Below are 16,803 nucleotides of genomic sequence, written 5' to 3'. Positions count from 1 at the left end.
ATGCCCTAACAATGTCTTTTCAAGGGAAAACCGGCATGCGCATCGGCCTGATCTCCGACACCCACGGCCTGCTCCGCCCGGAGGCGTTGGCGGCGCTGCAGGGTTGCGCGCAGATCATTCACGCCGGCGATATCGGCAAACCGCAGGTGCTCGATGGGCTGCGCGTCATCGCGCCGCTGGAGGCGATTCGCGGCAATATCGATACGGCCGACTGGGCGCGGGAGCTGCCCGAACGACTGGATCTGCGCATCGGCGGTCTCAGCCTGCACGTGTTGCACGACCTCAAGCAGCTGGATATCGACCCGCTCGCCGCCGGCGTCGACGTGGTGATCGCCGGCCACTCGCACAAACCAACGATCGAGCGGCGCGACGGCGTGCTCTACGTGAACCCTGGCAGCGCTGGTCCGCGACGCTTCAGCCTGCCGATCAGCCTGGCGCTGCTGGAGTTGAACGACGGCGATGCACAGGTCGAGCTGATCAGCCTCAGCTGACGTCCATATAGCGATCGGCGCGGTGATTGATTGCCAGCACCAGATTCAGCGCCACAGCGCCGAGCACCGACAGCAGCACCTTGTCCGCCGGCACGACGAACACCGCGGCCAGCACGATCAGCGCGTCGATGCCCATCTGGAAGGTGCCGGCGCGCAGGCCGAAACGCTCCTGCAGGAACAGCGCGAGGATGTTCACCCCACCAAGACTGGCGCGATGGCGGAACAGGATCAGCAGGCCGATGCCGATGGCGAACCCGCCGAACACCGCGGCATAAACAACATTCAGCTCGGCGAAGCGCACCCATTGCGGCGTCAGTTCGGCGAACAGCGAGACCAACCCCACCGCGCAGACGGTGCGCAGGGTGAACTGCCAGCCCATGCGCCAGATCGCCAGCGCGTAGAACGGCAGGTTGAGCAGGAAGAACGCCGGGCCGAACGACCAACCGGCAAGGTACTTGAGCAGGAACGCCAGCCCAACGGTGCCGCCGGTGAGCAGCCCGGCGTGGCTGTAGAAGGCGATACCAAGGGCAACCAGCGCGGTGCCGGTAAGCAGCGCCAGGCCGTCCTCCCACAGCGGGTGGCGGACGAAGATCGCGGCAACGCGCTCGGCTTCCGGAGCGTCGGATTTGTCAGGTTGCATGAGATTTCTCGTTACGACAGCGACGGGCCAGCATAGAAGCTGCGGCCCGCGAAAGATTTGGCGCCGATCAAGCGAAGAAGGTGCCGGTCAGCTACGTTTTTGCCAGGTTTCGAAACGGTAGGCTGGGGCATCGCCCTCGGCCGCATGTGGCTGGCTGTCAACGCATTGCCAATCAGCCTCGTCAAAGGCCGGAAAGAACGCATCGCCTTCGGGAGCCGCATCTATCCGTGTCAGGTACAGCCGCTGCGCCTGCCCCAGCGCCTGGGCGTACAGCTGCGCACCGCCGATCAGCATCAGCTCGTCGACGCCCTGCTCACGCGCCCACTGCTCGGCGCGCACCAGCGCGGCGTCCAGGTCGGTGAAAGTTTCCGCCCCGTCGAGCTGCAGATCCGCCTGGCGACTGACCACCAGATTGAGCCGGCCCGGCAGCGGGCGACCAAGCGAATCCCAGGTCTTGCGGCCCATGATGATCGGCTTGCCGAGGGTCATGGCCTTGAAATGCTTGAGATCGGCCGGCAAATGCCAGGGCATGCGGTTGTCGAGGCCGATCACGCGGTTTTGTGCGTGGGCGGCGATCATGGCGAGGGGAAGGCGTGTCTGATTCATGGCGGCGAGAATAGCAGAGCGATGCAGCTTGCCGAAGCGCCAGCCGTTCGTCGGCTTCATCGTCTTGCAATACAAGCGGCAACGCAGCGTCAACGTCCGGTCATGCAAGTGGCTCAGGCTGTGACTTCCAACCCGAGGAGATGCCGAAATGGCCCGTAAGACCACCGCTTCCCTTCGCCGCTGGCTCACCGCCTGCACCCTGCTGCTACCGCTCACCGGCTTCACTGCGGCGGACGAACACGCCGCGAAACACCAGGCCGCGCGCGGCGAGCCGACGCCGCTGGTGATCGCTCACCGCGGCGCCAGCGGCTACCTGCCGGAGCACACCCTGGCCGCCTATGCACTGGCCGTGTTCCAGGGCGCGGACTACATCGAGCCGGATCTGGTGATGACCCGCGACGGCCAGATCGTCGCCCGTCACGACAACGAGCTGGGCCTGACCACCGACGTCTCGCAACGTCCCGAATTTGCCGATCGCAAGCGCACCCAGCAGGTCGATGGCGTCACCCTCACCGGCTGGTTCAGCGAAGACTTCACCCTCGCCGAGCTGAAGACCCTGCGCGCCATCGAGCGCATCCCGGATATCCGCCCGGGCAACGCGCGCGTCGACGGCAGTCTGGAGATCCCGACCCTGCAGGAGATCATCGACTTGGTCAAAACCCTGCAGCTCAGCCAGGGCCGGCGCATCGGCCTGTACCCGGAAACCAAGCACCCGACACACTTCCAGCAGCTCGGCCTGGCCATGGAAAAGCCGCTGGTGCGCATCCTCACCCGCAACGGCTACGTCGGGCGGCAGGCGCCGGTGTATATCCAGTCGTTCGAAGTGGACAACCTCAAGACCCTCAGCCGCTTGACCCAGCTGCGCCTGGTGCAGCTGTTCAGCTCGGGGCAGCCGTATGACCAGCAGGTACGTGGCAGCAAGCTGACCTACGCGCAGATGGCGACGCCCGCCGGGCTCAAGGATATCTCCCGCTACGCCGCCGGCGTCGGTCCGGAGAAGAGCTACATCATCCCGCGTGATGCCAACGGCAACCTCGGCACTCCGACCGGCTTCGTCGCCGCCGCCCACGCCGCCGGCCTCAAGGTCCACCCATACACCTTCCGTGCGGAAAACGCCTTCCTGCCGGCCAACCTGCGCAGCAGCGACAAGCGCCACGAACGCGGCGACAGCGAAGCGGAGATCCGCGCCTTCCTCGACGCAGGTATCGACGGGCTGTTCATCGACCAGCCGGATATCGCCGTGCGCCTGCGCAGCGCAGACTGACGACCTCAGCGGGGGGCCGCAACGGCTCCCCGTTTTCCCGTTCCCCACGGCAGCGGTTATCCTCAGGGCACGACCCGCCAGCGAGATGCCGTGTGATAGCCCGCCCCGCCCCTGATCTCGATACGTTCGACCGTCTCTGGCTGACCGAAGCCGTGCGCCTGCGCGAAGAACATGCCGGGCCGCTGGACGACGACGAAGCCAACCGCCAGGCCCGTGCCCAAGGCGGTGATCTCCCCGTGCTGATCGAGCAGCGTGCACTGTGGCTGGCGCGCCGTGATGGGCTGGTCGAAGCGCTCCTGCACTGGCGCCAGGGGGCACGGCTGGGTGGGTTCGTGCTGGTGCTGCTCGCGGTCTTCACCGGCGCCGGCCTGGCCTTCGCTGCACTGGGCGACGGGCAGCGACCGGTCAACGTGTTCTGGACGCTCGGCAGCCTGCTCGGGCTGAATCTGCTGACCCTGCTTGGCTGGCTGCTCGGCCTGCTTTTCGCGCGCGACAGTGGCGGTGCGTTGGGACGCTTGTGGCTTTGGCTCAGCGAAAAACTCGCCCGCGATGCCCGTGCTGCTCAGCTGGCGCCGGCCTTGCTGTCCATCCTGCACCGACATCGGTTGGGCCGCTGGCTGTTGGGCGTCGGCGTACACGGCCTCTGGCTGCTGGCCATGGCCAGCGCCCTGCTTACCTTGCTCGTCCTGCTGGCAACGCGGCGCTACGGCTTTGTCTGGGAGACCACCATCCTCGGCGAGAGTGCGTTTGTCGGCCTGACCCAGGCCCTCGGCGCGCTGCCGGCACTGCTCGGCTTCAGCGTGCCGGATGTCGAGCAGATCCGCGCCAGTGGCGCACTTGGCGGAGATCTGGAAGGCGCCCGGCAACGCTGGGCCGGCTGGCTGGTCGGCGTGCTGCTGATCTACGGTCTGCTGCCGCGGCTGTTATTGACGGGGTTCAGTCTGTGGCGCTGGCGCCGCGGCCGTGCCGCGTTGAAGCTCGACCTGAACCTGCCGACCTATCGTCTGCTGCGCGAACGCCTGCAGCCCCCGAGTGAGCGGCTCGGCATCAGTGATGCGGCACCGGCACAGCTGCACGCGCCGAGCGCCGGCGCTCAGCTCGACGGCAGCGAGGGCGCCGTACTGGTGGCCATCGAGCTGGACGGCAGTCGCCCATGGCCACCGGCCCTGTCCAAGGGCATCGCCGATGCCGGCATCCTCGACGACCGCGAGGGGCGCCGACGCCTGCTGGATCAGCTCACCCGCTTTCCCCCGGCGCGCCTGGCCATCGCCTGTGATCCCCGACGCTCGCCGGATCGCGGCACCCTGGCGCTGATCGGCGAACTGTCGCGCTGCGCCGCAGCCACTCGCGTCTGGCTGCTGCAGGCACCACCCGGCGAAGCGCTGGACAGCGCGCGTCTGGATGACTGGCACCAGGCACTGGACACCCTTGGCCTTCCCCACTCAAGCGCTGCGCCGCTGGGCTGGCTGGAGAGCGGACATGACTGAAGCCCTGAAGCTCGCCGTGGTCGGCCACACCAATGTCGGCAAGACCTCGCTGCTGCGCACCCTGACCCGCGATGCCGGTTTCGGCGAGGTTTCGCACCGTCCCAGCACCACCCGCCATGTCGAAGGCGCACGGCTGTCGGTGGACGGCGAAGCACTGCTGGAGCTGTACGACACCCCCGGCCTGGAAGACGCCATCGCCCTGCTCGACTACCTGGAACGCGTGGAGCGCCCCGGCGAACGCCTCGACGGGCCGGCGCGCATCGCGCGCTTTCTCGACGGCAGCGAGGCGCGCCAGCGTTTCGAACAGGAAGCCAAGGTGCTGCGCCAGCTGCTCGCCAGCGACGCCGGGCTCTACGTGATCGATGCCCGCGAACCGGTACTGGCCAAGTACAAGGATGAGCTGGCAGTGCTCGCCGGCTGCGGCAAGCCGCTGCTGCCGGTGCTCAACTTCGTCGCCCAGCCGGGGCATCGTGAAGATGAATGGCGTCAGGCACTGGCCCGTCTCGGCCTGCATGCACTGGTGCGTTTCGACAGCGTGGCACCGCCAGTGGATGGCGAGCGCCGCCTGTACGAAAGCCTGGCGCTGCTGCTGGAACAGGCACGGCCGAAGCTGCAGCGGTTGATCGAGGACCATGAAGCCCAGGCTGCCGCGCGCCTGACCAGCGGCCAGCGGCTGATCGCCGAGCTGCTGGTAGACGTCGCCGCCTGCCGACGCAGCGTGGCCGCACAGCCGGAACTGGAGCGCGGCGCCATTCGTGAACTGCACGACGCCGTGCGCGGCCGCGAGCAGCGCTGCGTCGAATCCCTGCTGCGCCTGTATGCCTTCCGCAAGGAGCAGGCAGCGGCCAGCGACCTACCGTTGCTCGACGGCCGCTGGGGCGACGACCTGTTCAATCCCGAGACCCTCAAGCAGCTGGGCGTGAAGATCGGTGGCGGCATGGCCGCCGGTGCCGCCGCCGGTGCCGGGGTCGACCTGATGGTCGGCGGCATCACCCTCGGCGCCGCGGCGCTGCTCGGCGCCATCGCCGGCGGCGGCGCGCAGACCGCGCGGCACTATGGCAATCGCCTGCTCGGCAAGCTCAAGGGTCAGCGTGAACTGAGCGTCGATGACGCCGTGCTGCGCCTGCTCGCCCTGCGTCAACGCCAACTGCTGGCAGTGCTTGCGATTCGCGGGCACGCCGCCACCGAAGCGATCCGCCTGGCCACCCCGCAGGATCAGAGCTGGCGCGAGGGCAAGCTGCCCGAAGCCCTGCAACGCTGTCGCGCGCATCCCGAGTGGTCCTCGCTCAACCCCGGCGCCCGCCTGCAGGACGGCGAGCGCCAGGCGGCGCTGGACGAGCTGCAGGCCGAACTGCGGCAGGACTGACCGGCCTGCGGCTTCGCCGTGCCTGCACGCTAGGCACGGACCGGCGCACCATCGCCGGCCGTGCTCGGCGCCGGCTGGCGGCCGATGCCCAGGGTGCACAGCGTTGCCAGCATGATCAGCAACCCACCCGCCCAGCCCACCGGCCCCAGCCGCTCACCCAGCCAGAGACCGGCGATAATCGCGCCGAACAGCGGTTCGGAACCCATCAGCAGCGACACCCGCGTCGCGCTGCTGCGCCCCAGCGCGCGGTTCTGCGCGAACATGGCGAACAGCGTGGCGAACAGCACCAGATACAGCGCCGCGAACCAGAATGCCGGTTCCGCCGGCAATGCAGGCAGCTCGCCCGGCAGCGACAGGCCGAGCAGGATGCAGCCGCTTGCAACGACCCCGCTCTGCACCGCAGTCAGCGCCAGTGCCGGGATTTCCCGGCCGGCCGTCAATCGCCGGGTCAGGCAGACCAGCACCGCGCGCAGCAACGCGGCGGCCAGCATCAGCGCGTCGCCGAGATTGAGCGAGAGCTGCGGGCCGCCGGTCAGCAGCCAGACGCCCGCCAGCGACAACGCGCAAGCAAGGAACAGCGTGTTGTGCGGCCGCTGGCGCAGCAGCAGCCATTCCATGAACGGCGTGATCACCACGCACAGGCTGATCAGAAACGCCGCATTGCTGGCGCTGGTCAGCATCACGCCCCAGGTTTCGCAGAGAAAGATCGCCAGCATCACCAGCCCCAGCGGCAGGCCGGGGCGCAGCGCCCGGCGACCGCCGCCGCGCAGTTGCGGCAGCAGCAGGACAAAGGTCAGACCGAAGCGGATCGCCAAGAAACCCAGCACCGGATAGAACAGCAGCGCCTGCTTGGCCACCGCATAGCTGCTGCCCCAGATCAGCGCCACCGCCAGCAGCATGCCATCGGCCAGCCACAGCCCCTGCCTCCACGTACCTTTCATGCTCGATCTCCGCACCAATCAGACGCTGATTGTCGGGCCTGCCGCCAAGGTCGATAATCCGGCGAAACAGCACAGGACCTGTTCCGCATGGGAACGAATGACAGCGCAGCCCTGCTGCCCTACATGGCCGTGTTCGTACGGGTGGTCGAGGCCGGCAGCTTCTCCGGCGCCGCGCGCCTGCTGGGCAGCACACCGTCGGCGGTGAGCCGCCAGGTGGCCCGGCTGGAGCAGGCTCTGGCGCTGCGCCTACTGGAACGCACGACGCGCCAGCTGCGGCTGAACGAGGCCGGGGCGGAGTTCTACCAGCATTGCCGGGACATGCTCGATGCGGCCGACGCCGCCGTCGCCATCGGCGAGCGGCTGATGCGCAGCCCGCGCGGGCTGGTGCGCCTGAGCGTGCCGAAGGCCTATGGCAAGTTCGTCGTCGGGCCGTTGATGCCGGCCTTTCTGCAGCGCTACCCCGAGGTCGATGTGCAGCTACGGATCAGCGACCAGAGCCCGGACCTGATCGAGGACGGTTTCGACCTGCTGGTGCAGGTCACCGACAACCCACCCGAAGGCCTGGCCGGCAAACCACTCGGGCCGGTGCGCCAGCTGCTCTGCGCCAGCCCTGACTACCTGCAACGCCACGGCGAGCCGCAGCATCCGCAGGACCTGCTGCGCCATAGCTGTCTGTATCTGGGGGAAACGGCGGGAGACAATCGCTGGCACCTGCGCCGCGGGGTGCAGCAGGAAACGGTGACGGTGCGTGGTCGCTACATCAGCAACCACAGCGAGGCCCGGCTGCTGGTGGCGCTGGCGGGTCTGGGCATCACCTGCCTGCCGCATTTCACCGCCGCCCAGGCGCTGGTCGACGGGCAGTTGCGCGAAGTGCTGCCGCAGTGGCGCTACACCGGCTCCTACCAGGGCGCGGCCTGGCTGCTCTGGCGACAGAATCACCACCTGCCGCCGAAGACGCGGGCGCTGATCGACTATCTGAGCGAGGCGCTGATCCCCACCTGAGCGGCACCCGTGTCGGCGAACCGATGCCGGTAGATAATCGTGCACATCAGCGCCAGTAGAATTTCGTGTCCGGAGCCTCGAACGCAGGGCGGGCATCGCTGCCCGCCCTGCGACCAATGCGGATCAGCGCTCCTTGGTGCCTTCCACTTCCTCGGCCATGCGCGCCAGGCCGAGGTGACGCACGTCGGTTCCACGCACCAGGTAGATCACCAGTTCGGCGATGTTGCGTGCGTGGTCGCCGATGCGCTCCAGCGAACGCAGCGCCCAGATCACGCTGAGCACGCGGGAGATCGAGCGCGGGTCTTCCATCATGTAGGTGACCAGTTCGCGCAAGGCGGTCTTGTATTCGCGGTCGACGGTCTTGTCGTACTGCGCCACCGACAGCGCGAGGTCGGCATCGAAGCGGGCGAAGGCGTCCAGCGCTTCCTGCACCATCTTGCGTACCTGGTCGCCGATGTGGCGCACCTCGACGTAGCCCTTGGGCGACTCGCCTTCCTCGCACAGCTGGATGGCGCGGCGGGCGATCTTGGTCGCCTCGTCACCGATGCGCTCGAGATCGATCACCGACTTGGAAATGCTGATGATCAGGCGCAGGTCGGAGGCCGCCGGCTGACGCCGGGCGAGAATGCGTACGCACTCCTCGTCGATATTGCGCTCCATCTGGTTAATCTGGTCATCCACCTCGCGCACCTGCTGAGCGAGGCCCGAATCGGCCTGAATCAGCGCGGTCACCGCGTCATTGACCTGCTTCTCCACCAGCCCGCCCATGGCCAGCAGGTGGCTGCGCACCTCCTCGAGCTCGGCGTTGAACTGCTGGGAGATATGTTGGGTGTGGCTGTCTTTGCTGATCATGTGCGAACCCTTGCGAAACTGTTGTTCTCTCGCCGGACGGTCCGGCCTTTGGCAAATCGTGCTGCGCTAGGAGGCGGCGCGCAGACAGTACGAACCAGTACGGCAAGCGCCGCCGACAACGCGCAGCGCGATTTGCCATAGCCGGCTAGCCGTAGCGGCCGGTGATGTAGTCTTCCGTCTGCTTCTTGGCCGGGTTGGTGAACAGCGTATCGGTATCGCCGTACTCGATCAGTTTGCCCATGTACATGAACGCCGTGTAGTCGGACACCCGCGCGGCCTGCTGCATGTTGTGGGTGACGATGACGATGGTGTACTTGGATTTCAGTTCGTAGATCAGCTCTTCGACCTTCAGCGAGGAGATCGGGTCGAGTGCCGAGCTGGGTTCGTCGAGCAGCAGCACTTCCGGCTGCACGGCGATGGTCCGGGCGATCACCAGACGCTGCTGCTGACCGCCGGAAAGGCCGAGGGCCGATTCGTGCAGACGATCCTTGACCTCGTCCCACAGCGCCGCGCCCTTGAGCGCCCACTCCACGGTTTCGTCGAGCACGCGCTTCTGCTTGATGCCCTGGATGCGCAGGCCGTAGACCACGTTCTCGTAGATGCTCTTGGGGAACGGGTTGGGCTTCTGGAACACCATGCCGACGCGGCGACGCAGATCGGCCACATCCTCGCCCTTGCGGTAGATGTTGGTGCCGTCGAGGTTGATCGCGCCTTCGATGCGGCAGCCGTCGACCAGATCGTTCATCCGGTTGAAGCAGCGCAGCAGGGTCGACTTGCCGCAGCCGGACGGGCCGATGAAGGCGGTCACGCGCTGACGCGGGATGTTCATGCTGACGTTGAACAGCGCCTGCTTCTGGCCGTAGTACAGGCTCAGATCAGGTACCTCGATGGCCACCGGCTCGTTGGCCAGGTTCAGGCTGCGCTTGTCGCGGCCCAGGGCCGAGATATCGATGGAATGCGTGGTGGTTTGCATGTGCTCGCTCCGTTCGCAGCTGCCAGCTGCAAGCTACAGGCTGCAAGTCCAAGCCAGCGCCTCGTTCTTCCGAGACCGGTGGCTTGAGCTCGCAGCTTCAATTAGTGATCCAGCGCCTTGTACTTCTCGCGCAGGTGGTTGCGAATGTAGATCGCGCTGAAATTGAGCGTGGCGATCACCAGCACCAGCAGCAGCGCCGTGGCGTATACCAGCGGGCGCGCCGCCTCGACGTTGGGACTCTGGAACCCGACGTCGTAGATATGAAAGCCCAGGTGCATGATCTTCTGGTCCAGATGCAGGTAGGGGTAGTTGCCGTTGAGCGGCAGGTTCGGTGCCAGCTTGACCACACCGACCAGCATCAGCGGCGCCACTTCACCGGCGGCGCGGGCCACGGCGAGGATCAGGCCGGTCATCATCGCCGGGCTGGCCATTGGCAAAACCACCTTCCACAGCGTCTCCGACTTGGTCGCACCGAGCGCGAGCGAGCCTTCGCGGATCATCCGCGGGATACGCGCCAGGCCTTCTTCGGTGGCCACGATCACCACCGGCAGGGTGAGGATCGCCAGGGTCAGCGAGGCCCACATCAGGCCAGGCGTGCCGAACACCGGCGCCGGTGCGGCCTCGGGATAGAACAGGCGGTCCAGCGAGCCGCCCAGCACGTAGACGAAGAAGCCCAGGCCGAACACGCCGTAGACGATCGACGGCACCCCGGCCAGGTTGTTCACCGCGATGCGGATGATGCGGGTGAGCAGGCCCTGCTTGGCGTACTCGCGCAGGTAGACTGCGGCGATCACACCGAACGGGGTGACGATCACCGCCATGATCAATGTCATCAGCACGGTACCGAAGATCGCCGGGAACACACCGCCTTCGGTGTTCGCCTCGCGCGGCTCGTCGCTGACGAACTCCCACAGCTTGGCGAAGTAGAACATCAGCTTCTGCGGCGTCGACATGGCGTTGGGCCGGAACGCCCGCACTACCTTGCCCAGGGTGATCTCCTGCTCGCGGCCGTCGGCCGTGCGCACGGTGATGCTGTCGCGGTTGAATTCCTGCTGCAGGGCGATCAGCTGGTCTTCCAGCACCCGGTACTCGGCGTCCCACCGGGCGCGCTCGGCATCCAGGTCGGCCTGGGCAGCCGCGTCCAGACGATCGTTCAGCTCCAGCTGACGGGTTTTCAGGCGCAACCGCTCGAGGCCGTGGTTGATGCGGCCGATCTCGACCTTCTCGATCCGCGAGATCCGCGAGTGCAGCTCATCGACGCGGTCGATGCGCTTCTGCAGCTCATTCCAGGCGCCATCACCCTCGGCGACCAGTTGGCCGGCTTCCTTCACGTTGAGCAGGTAGCCGTAGAAGTTGCCCCACTCACGACGCTCCAGCACCATCAGCTCGGCGGGCGTGTGCTGATTGCTCAGCCACTCACCGACCACCCAGGAGAAGTCGGCGCCGTACACCTCGCGGTTGCCGACCTTGAGCAGCTCGCGGGTCATGAACTCGCCGCCTTCGACATTCACCGGCAGGCCACTGGCCGCCAGGCGCGCGCGCGGTACTTCCTCGGCCTGCACCACTTCGCCGGCCAGCACACGCATCTCAGCGCCCGGCATGCTGTAGTCGGCGACGATCACATCGGCCGGCCAGAAGTGCGCCAGGCCACGCACGGCGATGATCGCCAGCAGCCCCAGGGTCATGATCACGGCGATGGACACCGCACCGGCGTTCATCCAGATCCAGGGTGTGCCGCTCTTGACCCAGCTGTTCAACGAATCCTTTTTCACGGATCGATACCTTTTGCGAAATCTGGTTTACAGGCTGGCGTACTTGCCGCGCAGGCGCTGACGAATCAGCTCGGCGAGGGTGTTCATCACGAAGGTGAACATCAGCAGCACCATCGCGGCGAGGAACAGCACACGGTAATGGGTGCCACCGACTTCGGATTCCGGCATCTCCACCGCGACGTTGGCGGCCAGGGTGCGCATGCCTTCGAAGATGTTGGCTTCCATGATCGGCGTGTTGCCGGTGGCCATCAGCACGATCATCGTCTCGCCCACGGCGCGGCCCATGCCGATCATCAGCGCGGAGAAGATGCCCGGGCTGGCAGTCAGCAGCACCACGCGAGTGAGGGTCTGCCAGGGCGTCGCGCCAAGCGCCAGCGAGCCCAGCGTCAGGCTACGCGGCACGCTGAACACGGCATCTTCGGCAATCGAGTAGATGGTCGGGATCACCGCGAAGCCCATGGCCAGTCCGATCACCAGGGCATTGCGCTGATCGAACGGGATGCCCATGTCGTTGGACAGCCACAGGCGCATGTCACCGCCAAAGAACCAGTTCTCCAGATGGCCGCTGATTTCCAGCGAGCCGAAGCCGACCAGCAGGATCACCGGGATCAGCAGCACGGCTTCCCAGCCATCCGGAACGGCCAGCCGCACAGACTGTGGCAGGCGGCTCCAGGTCCAGGCGGCGAACAGAATGCCCACCGGCATCAGCAACAACAGGCTGAAGATACCCGGCAGGTGATTCTCCAGAAACGGCGCCAGGAACAGGCCGGCGAAGAAACCGAGAATCACCGTTGGCAGTGCTTCCATCAGCTCGATGACCGGCTTGACCTTGCTGCGCAGCCTGGGCGCCATAAAGTAGGCGGTGTAGAACGCCGCACAAATCGCCAGCGGCGCGGCCAGCAGCATCGCGTAGAAGGCCGCCTTGAGCGTGCCGAATGCCAGTGGCGCGAGGCTCAGTTTCGGTTCGAAATCACTGTTGGCCGACGTCGACTGCCAGATGTAGTCCGGCTCCGGATAGCTTTCGTACCAAACCTTGCCCCACAGCGCGCTCCAGGAGATTTCCGGGTGCGGGTTATCGATCACGAAACGCTGCAGGCCCTGCTTTGACTCCACCAGCAACCGGGTAGCGCGCGGCGACATGGCAGCCATTGCGGCGCCGTCAGCGACCTCCAGGTTGACCAGCGTGCGATGTGCGGTACTGTGGAAAACGCCAAGTCTGCCGCTGTCATCCAGTGCGAGGAAGCCTTTGCGGCGCTCCTCCGGCAGGATCTGGCGGATCGCACTGCTGCCCAACTTGAAGTTGCGCACGTTCTTCAGCTCGGCCTGGCCGTCTGCCGCACGGACCATGAACCATTGACCAATGGTGCCCTTGGAGTCACCGACCATTAGCGAGATGCCACCCAGCAAAGGGCTGACGCTGGTGATCTCGCTGCCGTCGCCGACCAGCTTGTAACGACCGTTGAGTTGCTTGCGGCGCAGGTCGAAGACATCCGCGCTGGCCTTGCCGCTGATCGCATACAGCCACATGTGCCGCGGGTCGATCAGCAGCTGGCGAATCGGCTCGGCCATCTGCGGCAGGTTGAGGCGCTCCTGCTCGAGGGTCACCTCACCGGTCAGCAGGTTCTCGCTGCTGGCGATGCGCTGGGCATGCAGTGTGGTGCCAGTGGCGCCGGCAACCAGCAGCGTCTTGCCGTTCAGGCTGATTGCGGCGCGGTCGATGGGGCGACCTTCCGGATCGAGCTGCAGCGGTTGCTCACCGAAGGGATAGGCCAGCTCCGGGGTGATGGTTTTCTGGTTGTTCGGATAGGTGAGCTTGTAGTTGTGCTCGACCACCAGCGCCTGGCCATTATCCAGGCCCAGCACCAGTCGACGCGTGCCGGGCGTATCCTGGCCCACCGAAACGATGCGGCTGCCTTCCGGCAGCGGCAGGGCCGTGCTCGACAGCAAAGCACCGTCGCGAAGGCCGAAGAAGCGCGCCTGGCCATCGTAGCCCAAGCGCATGGCGACCTGATTCTGCTCCTCGATGGTCAGCAGCAGCGGCTCGCCGGCATCGGCCAGCCAAGCTGGCTGCTGGATCGGGCGACTCTCCAGCTCGGCACCCTGGAACATCGGCAGGACGACCTGCGCCAGGTAGAAGAAGATCAGGGTGATGGCGCCCAGCACCGCCAGACCGCCGATGGAGACGTACCAGCGCGCCAGGTGGTCTTTCAGCGCGCGGATGCGCCGCTTGCGCTGCAGCGCCGGCGTGTTGAAGTCCAGCCGTTGCACATCGGAATTCGCGGTCATGTTTTCCATGTCGTTCATGCCAGGGCTCCTGGGCCTGAGCGGCCCTTTGGGGCGCCTAATCTAATAGAGCTGTGTGACAGAAAAATTACAGTCAGGTGACGCGACGAAGCCCGCCAGCGCGTATCGCGTGGCGGGCATCTGCGCATGGCCGGCGCGCTACGGCGCCGACCATTACGCGTGTCTTACAGACCCAGATCCTGCATGGTCTTGTCGACGACCTTTTTCGGCAGCGGGATGTAACCATCCTTGACCACCACTTCCTGGCCCTGCTTGGAAAGCACCAGCTTGAGGAACTCGGCGTCGATCGGGCTAAGCGGCTTGTTCGGCGCCTTGTTGACGTAGACGTAGAAGAAGCGCGCCAGCGGGAACTTGCCAGCCAGAGCATTCTCTTCGCTCGCCTCGAAGGCTTCGCCACCCTTGGACAGCGGTACGGCGCGGACGCTGGAGGTCTTGTAGCCGATACCCGAGTAACCAATGGCGTTCAGGGTGCTGGAAATCGACTGCACCACCGAAGCGGAGCCCGGCTGCTCGTTGACGTTGGACTTGAAGTCACCCTTACACAGGGCTTCTTCCTTGAAGTAACCGTAGGTACCGGATACCGAGTTACGACCGAACAGCTGGATCGGCTTGGCCGCCCACTCGCCAGTCATGCCCAGATCGCCCCAGGTCTTGATGTCCTTCTCGCCACCGCACAGGCGGGTGCTGGAGAAGATTGCGTCGACCTGCTCAATGTCCAGCGACTTGATCGGGTTGTCCTTGTGTACGAACACCGCCAGGGCGTCGATGGCCACCGGCACGGCAGTCGGCTTGTAGCCATACTTCTCTTCGAAGGCCTGAATCTCGTTGTCCTTCATCGGGCGGCTCATCGGGCCCATGTTGGATGTGCCTTCGGTCAGAGCGGGCGGCGCGGTGGAGGAACCGGCAGCCTGGATCTGAATGTTGACGTTCGGGTAGCTGCGCTTGAACTCTTCGGCCCACAGGGTCATCAGGTTGGCCAGGGAGTCGGAGCCGACGCTGGACAGGTTGCCGGAGACGCCGGAAGTCTTCTGGTAGCTCGGCAGGGCCGGGTCTACAGCAGCGACCGCGCTTGCGGCGCCCACGCCAGCGGCTACAAAGGTCAGGGCCGCCATCAAACGATTCAGTTTCATACCTTGCTCCTAGCAGGTGTGTGCTCGAGTGTGTTGGAACGGGGGCCAGTATCTGCAGGCCGTGTGAACACTCTATGAAGCAAGTGTGACAATCTGATTACGAAGCGGCGTATTGACCTGACGCGGTCGCTGTGCGCCTGCTCAGCCGCTATACTCGGCGCCGTCGCCCGCGCTAGCGCGGGCATTTCGCGCCAGAACAACAATCGCGCCGCGAGTCCGACCGAATGAAAGAATACGAACAGGAAGATCCGATCCCGCAGGGCGACCTGGCCCTGCAGCTCACTGCATTGCCACGGGAAACCAATGGTTTCGGCGATATCTACGGCGGTTGGCTGGTGTCGCAGATGGATCTGGCTGGCACCGCAATGGCCAGCCGCGTGGCAGCCGGGCGGGTCGCGACGGTGTCCATCGATCGCATGGCGTTCATGGTTCCGGTAGCCGTCGGCGCACAGCTTTCCTTCTATACCCAGACGCTCGAGGTCGGTCGCAGCTCGATCCGCATGCTGGTGGAAGTCTGGAGCGACGATCCGCTGTCCAGCGAGTGGCGCAAGGTCACCGAAGCCGTCTTCGTCTTTGTCGCCATCGATGGCAGCGGCCGCACCCGCTCGGTATCACCGCGCCGCTGACGCGGCGCACTAGCGAACGGGCAGGTCTGATCGGGATTGCCCCGCAGCAATCGCAAAGCGGTTCTTGCCACCGGCCTTCGCCTGATACAGCGCGGCATCGGCGCAGTGGTAGAGCTGCTCGGGCTGCTGTCCTTCCTGTAGCGTGGCGATACCGATACTGACACCGACCCGCGCTGCGGCATCCTGGGGATGCCTGATTTCGAGCCCCGCCAGCGCCGTGATCAGCTGCCGCGCGATACGTTGCGCCGCGGCGTTGTCGCAGTTGTACAGCAGCAGTGCGAATTCCTCACCACCGACCCGCGCCGCCTGGTCCAGCGGCCGCCGCGCGAAACCGGCCAGCAGATCGGCAAAGGTACGGATCAACGCATCACCGGCCGGATGGCCGAAGGTGTCGTTATAGGCCTTGAAATCATCCAGATCGAGCAGCAGCAGGCTCAACGGCCGGCGGTCCCGGCGCGCCTGGGCGATCCGCTGACGCAAGGCCAGGTCATGGCTGCGCCGATTGGCCAGACCGCTCAGTGCATCGTGCTCGGCGACCCAGCCCAGCAGCTTGCGCATCAGAAACTGATCGCGTTGCGAGTACTCGTGCACATAGCGGCTGATGGCACCGATGATCAGCAGCAGCACGTAGTAGCTGACCGCAATCCAGTGCTCCGGCATCCGCCCAGCCGGCAGGATCAGGCTGGCAATGAACACATCTGCCAGGACGATCAGCACCGAACACAGCAGCGCCCACCAGAACGTCACGCCGAGGAAGAAGAACGATGCGACGATCAGCAGGCCGGCGCCGTAGCGGAAGTTCAGCTCGGCATCGAGTGCTTCGAAACGGATGTCGATCAGCGCGGCGATGATCCCGATAAGCACCAGCAGCGCCGGAAAAATGCGGTTGGCCTGGGCGCGAAACCTGCGACTGTAAAAGGTCAGCACCAGCACGACGATGCCCGGAAGAATCTGCAGCACGCGCAGCAGCGTCAGGGTCGTCAGCCAACCGGTGTCGGCGAGGTTGAACAGTCGATGCTCGACGTAGAGGTAGCCGGATACGGCGACGATCAGTAGCAGCGCGGCGAGCCGTTGCGAAGTGCGCGCATGTCGATCCAGGTAATGGCGAAACTCGCGCTCCAGCTCGGGCTTGAAGCGCAGCAGACGAAACCCGCTGTGCAGCTGCCGGCCATAGGGCGTATCGCGAAAATCCTCGGCAGAGGGATGGTCGATCATGGAGGGCATCGGCAGCTCGCGGGTCAGGGCACGAATGATATCACCGCGCCACTACTGACGGATTTTAGCCCGACCAGCGTAGCGGCACGAGGTGAACGGCTGATTGGACACAAGACTTGCGCTGGGCGTTTCCA

Annotated in this window: 15 protein-coding genes; 6 read left to right on the top strand and 9 right to left on the bottom strand. The window is 65.6% G+C overall.

From position 1 onward, the window contains the following. Positions 1-35 precede the first annotated feature (35 nt). On the top strand, positions 36-491 hold the full coding sequence (locus tag UIB01_RS01140) for a metallophosphoesterase family protein (RefSeq protein ID WP_038656071.1): 456 nt from the start codon (positions 36-38) through the stop codon (positions 489-491). Here the strand turns inward: UIB01_RS01140 and UIB01_RS01135 are convergent. Together UIB01_RS01135 and UIB01_RS01130 are read right to left on the bottom strand one after the other, a co-directional pair. Beyond that, positions 484-1,131 carry a YitT family protein gene (locus tag UIB01_RS01135; protein ID WP_038656069.1) on the bottom strand — a complete coding sequence of 216 codons (648 nt, stop codon included), beginning with the start codon at positions 1,129-1,131 and terminating at the stop codon, positions 484-486. The two genes, UIB01_RS01140 and UIB01_RS01135, sit on opposite strands and share 8 nt — an antisense overlap. Before the next feature lie 87 nt (positions 1,132-1,218). Further along, complete coding sequence (locus tag UIB01_RS01130; RefSeq protein ID WP_038665291.1) at positions 1,219-1,737, bottom strand: dihydrofolate reductase; 519 nt, start codon at positions 1,735-1,737, stop codon at positions 1,219-1,221. 148 nt (positions 1,738-1,885) lie between these two features. Between UIB01_RS01130 and UIB01_RS01125 the strand changes: the two genes are divergently transcribed. From UIB01_RS01125 to UIB01_RS01115, 3 genes are all read left to right on the top strand, one after another. Further along, positions 1,886-3,001: a glycerophosphodiester phosphodiesterase gene (locus UIB01_RS01125; RefSeq protein ID WP_038656067.1), complete on the top strand. Its 1,116-nt coding sequence runs from the start codon at positions 1,886-1,888 to the stop codon at positions 2,999-3,001. A gap of 92 nt (positions 3,002-3,093) precedes the next feature. Then, on the top strand, positions 3,094-4,488 hold the full coding sequence (locus tag UIB01_RS01120; RefSeq protein ID WP_038656065.1) for a DUF2868 domain-containing protein: 1,395 nt from the start codon (positions 3,094-3,096) through the stop codon (positions 4,486-4,488). Next, complete coding sequence (locus UIB01_RS01115; RefSeq protein ID WP_038656063.1) at positions 4,481-5,854, top strand: DUF3482 domain-containing protein; 1,374 nt, start codon at positions 4,481-4,483, stop codon at positions 5,852-5,854. Before UIB01_RS01120 ends, UIB01_RS01115 begins: the two co-directional genes overlap by 8 nt. Before the next feature lie 29 nt (positions 5,855-5,883). On the opposite strand, the gene UIB01_RS01110 is transcribed toward UIB01_RS01115, so the two are convergent. Next, complete coding sequence (locus UIB01_RS01110) at positions 5,884-6,795, bottom strand: DMT family transporter (protein ID WP_038656061.1); 912 nt, start codon at positions 6,793-6,795, stop codon at positions 5,884-5,886. A gap of 87 nt (positions 6,796-6,882) precedes the next feature. Between UIB01_RS01110 and UIB01_RS01105 the strand changes: the two genes are divergently transcribed. Continuing rightward, a complete protein-coding gene (locus tag UIB01_RS01105; RefSeq protein WP_038656059.1) occupies positions 6,883-7,797 on the top strand; it encodes a LysR family transcriptional regulator in 915 nt (304 codons plus the stop codon). Positions 7,798-7,920: 123 nt separating this feature from the next. Here the strand turns inward: UIB01_RS01105 and phoU are convergent, their stop codons facing one another. The 5 genes from phoU to UIB01_RS01080 all read right to left on the bottom strand — a co-directional run bounded on the left by phoU (position 7,921) and on the right by UIB01_RS01080 (position 14,828). Next, positions 7,921-8,649, bottom strand: a complete 729-nt coding sequence (gene phoU, locus UIB01_RS01100; RefSeq protein ID WP_015275235.1) for a phosphate signaling complex protein PhoU — start codon at positions 8,647-8,649, stop codon at positions 7,921-7,923. A 145-nt stretch (positions 8,650-8,794) separates the two neighbouring features. Then, the gene (gene pstB / locus UIB01_RS01095; RefSeq protein ID WP_038656057.1) at positions 8,795-9,622 is read right to left on the bottom strand and encodes a phosphate ABC transporter ATP-binding protein PstB; all 828 of its coding nucleotides are present in this window, start codon (positions 9,620-9,622) and stop codon (positions 8,795-8,797) included. A 101-nt stretch (positions 9,623-9,723) separates the two neighbouring features. Next, positions 9,724-11,394: a phosphate ABC transporter permease PstA gene (gene pstA / locus UIB01_RS01090; RefSeq protein ID WP_038656055.1), complete on the bottom strand. Its 1,671-nt coding sequence runs from the start codon at positions 11,392-11,394 to the stop codon at positions 9,724-9,726. A gap of 27 nt (positions 11,395-11,421) precedes the next feature. Next, a complete protein-coding gene (locus UIB01_RS01085; RefSeq protein WP_038656053.1) occupies positions 11,422-13,698 on the bottom strand; it encodes an ABC transporter permease subunit in 2,277 nt (758 codons plus the stop codon). A 164-nt stretch (positions 13,699-13,862) separates the two neighbouring features. Then, entirely contained in the window at positions 13,863-14,828 is a 966-nt protein-coding gene (locus UIB01_RS01080; protein WP_038656051.1) for a PstS family phosphate ABC transporter substrate-binding protein, read from the bottom strand. 224 nt (positions 14,829-15,052) lie between these two features. Here UIB01_RS01080 and UIB01_RS01075 point away from each other — a divergent pair, with 224 nt between their 5' ends. Continuing rightward, positions 15,053-15,454, top strand: coding sequence for an acyl-CoA thioesterase (locus UIB01_RS01075; RefSeq protein ID WP_038656049.1), 402 nt, complete (start codon positions 15,053-15,055; stop codon positions 15,452-15,454). Positions 15,455-15,463: 9 nt separating this feature from the next. Here UIB01_RS01075 and UIB01_RS01070 read toward each other — a convergent pair whose 3' ends face one another. Next, complete coding sequence (locus UIB01_RS01070) at positions 15,464-16,669, bottom strand: GGDEF domain-containing protein (RefSeq protein ID WP_038665287.1); 1,206 nt, start codon at positions 16,667-16,669, stop codon at positions 15,464-15,466. Positions 16,670-16,803: the final 134 nt, after the last annotated feature.

Source organism: Stutzerimonas decontaminans, assembly GCF_000661915.1.
Classification (GTDB): domain Bacteria; phylum Pseudomonadota; class Gammaproteobacteria; order Pseudomonadales; family Pseudomonadaceae; genus Stutzerimonas; species Stutzerimonas decontaminans.
Note: the sequence above shows the minus strand (reverse complement) of the source record. Positions and strands in the feature narration are given on the sequence as shown.

Bases quoted from the DNA above. Each gene is read 5' to 3' on its own strand.
- UIB01_RS01140 (WP_038656071.1), top strand. From the start codon at position 36: ATGCGCATCGGCCTGATCTCCGACACCCACGGCCTGCTCCGCCCGGAG.
- UIB01_RS01135 (WP_038656069.1), bottom strand. From the start codon at position 1,131: ATGCAACCTGACAAATCCGACGCTCCGGAAGCCGAGCGCGTTGCCGCG.
- UIB01_RS01130 (WP_038665291.1), bottom strand. From the start codon at position 1,737: ATGAATCAGACACGCCTTCCCCTCGCCATGATCGCCGCCCACGCACAA.
- UIB01_RS01125 (WP_038656067.1), top strand. From the start codon at position 1,886: ATGGCCCGTAAGACCACCGCTTCCCTTCGCCGCTGGCTCACCGCCTGC.
- UIB01_RS01115 (WP_038656063.1), top strand. From the start codon at position 4,481: ATGACTGAAGCCCTGAAGCTCGCCGTGGTCGGCCACACCAATGTCGGC.
- UIB01_RS01110 (WP_038656061.1), bottom strand. From the start codon at position 6,795: ATGAAAGGTACGTGGAGGCAGGGGCTGTGGCTGGCCGATGGCATGCTG.
- UIB01_RS01105 (WP_038656059.1), top strand. From the start codon at position 6,883: ATGGGAACGAATGACAGCGCAGCCCTGCTGCCCTACATGGCCGTGTTC.
- phoU (WP_015275235.1), bottom strand. From the start codon at position 8,649: ATGATCAGCAAAGACAGCCACACCCAACATATCTCCCAGCAGTTCAAC.
- pstB (WP_038656057.1), bottom strand. From the start codon at position 9,622: ATGCAAACCACCACGCATTCCATCGATATCTCGGCCCTGGGCCGCGAC.
- UIB01_RS01085 (WP_038656053.1), bottom strand. From the start codon at position 13,698: ATGAACGACATGGAAAACATGACCGCGAATTCCGATGTGCAACGGCTG.
- UIB01_RS01080 (WP_038656051.1), bottom strand. From the start codon at position 14,828: ATGAAACTGAATCGTTTGATGGCGGCCCTGACCTTTGTAGCCGCTGGC.
- UIB01_RS01075 (WP_038656049.1), top strand. From the start codon at position 15,053: ATGAAAGAATACGAACAGGAAGATCCGATCCCGCAGGGCGACCTGGCC.
- UIB01_RS01070 (WP_038665287.1), bottom strand. From the start codon at position 16,669: ATGATCGACCATCCCTCTGCCGAGGATTTTCGCGATACGCCCTATGGC.